The organism is Microbacterium sp. Bi128, assembly GCF_918698205.1.
Genome location: NZ_CAKKMM010001159.1, coordinates 1 through 1,630, shown reverse-complemented (window position 1 = coordinate 1,630; position 1,630 = coordinate 1). Strand labels below are relative to the sequence as shown.

1 protein-coding gene is annotated in these 1,630 nt (G+C 67.1%); it reads right to left on the bottom strand.

The features are described 5' to 3' along the window. Positions 1-117: 117 nt before the first annotated feature. Positions 118-1,630: glycogen-debranching protein (locus LQV45_RS30795; RefSeq protein ID WP_230011076.1), on the bottom strand; the 1,513-nt coding region annotated here is incomplete at its 5' end.

Below are 1,630 nucleotides of genomic sequence, written 5' to 3'. Positions count from 1 at the left end.
TCGGCGGCGGGGACAACCAGGGCGCGCCGGCCGGCGTCGCCGATTTGCGCCGTGAGTTCTTCGATGGTCCAGGTCTCTGCCGAGTAAATCTTCATGGGGTCCTTAATCTCGAATTGTTTAGGTGCGGTAGATATTGATCGTGTTGGCCTGGACGAGGTCGCGCTCACCGGAGGCGACGCGGGCGCCCTGACGCCGGTCATGGAGTTCGGACGTCGTCACGCGGAGTTCGAAGAGCCGGTGCCCGGTGCCGTCCTCGTTGCTCAGCCGTGGCAAGGTGACCTTGACGTCGTCGGCGCCGCCGTTGACCACCACGAGGCCGTCGACGTGCCCGTCGTCGGACCCGAGCAGGAGCTGGATCACCCGGTGGCCGGGGTCATGCCACGTGTCGGCGGACATGGGCCGGCCGTCCACATCGAACCAGTGGAAGTAGGACTGGTTGTCACGCGCCGGGTAATCATGCGGCTGGCTGGCCAGAAACTCCTTGCGCAGCCGGATGACGCGCTTGGTGGTGCGCAGCATCGCATGGGATTCCGTGGTGCTGGTCCAGTCGATCCAGGTCAGTGCATTGTCCTGGCAGTAGGCGTTGTTGTTCCCCTGCTGGGTCCGGCAGATCTCGTCCCCGGCGGTGATCATGGGTACGCCCTGGGAAATCATCAGGCAGGCCATCAGGTTCCGCCTGCTTTGGGCGCGCCGGGCCAGGATCTCGCCGTCTTCAGTGGGGCCCTCGAAGCCGTGGTTGTAGCTGCGGTTATCGCCGTGGCCGTCCCGGTTCTGCTCGCCGTTGGCCTCGTTGTGCTTGCGGTCGTAGGCCGTCAGGTCGGCCAGGGTGAAGCCATCGTGGGCCGTGATCAGGTTCAGCGAGGCGAGCCGGGACCGGCCCGAGGACTCGAACAGCCGGGCGGAACCAGAGAGGGCGTCCGCGAGGCGGGCCACCGGGCCGCCGCTGCCGCCGCCGTCGATCGCTGCGCGGTCGGCGAGCCAGAAGCTGCGGACGGCGTCGCGGAAATGATCGTTCCAGTCCACCCACCCGGCGGGAAACCGGCCGGTCTGCCAGCCGCCGTAGCCCACGTCCCAGGGTTCGGAAATCAGCTTGACGCCGGACAGGACCGGATCGGCTCCGACGGCGACGAGGAAGGGGTGCCGCGGATCGAATTCGTTGGCGCTGTTACGGCACAGCGTGACGGCGAGGTCGAAGCGGAACCCGTCGATGTGGAACTCGCTCACCCAGTAGCGCAGGGAATCCAGCACCAGCTGTACGACGCGGGGTTCGCCGAAGTTCAGGCTGTTGCCGCAGCCCGTGGTGTCCACGTACCTGCCGTGGCCGTCGTTGCGGTAGTACTGCATCTCGCCCAGGCCGCGGAAGCTCAGGGTGGGACCGTCCGTGCCGCCCTCGGCGGTGTGGTTGTACACGACGTCGAGGATGACCTCGAGCCCGGCGGCATGCAGCAGCTTGACCATGCCCTTGAACTCGTCCTGGACCGCGTGGGCGTCGGCGGCCTGGGCGGCTTCGGTGGCGTAGCCGGGATGAGGGGCGAAGAACGCCGCCGTGTTGTAGCCCCAGTAGTTCGTCAGCCCGAGCTGTTGCAGGTGCGGCTCGTCCACGTGGAAATGCACGGGCAGGAGCTGGACC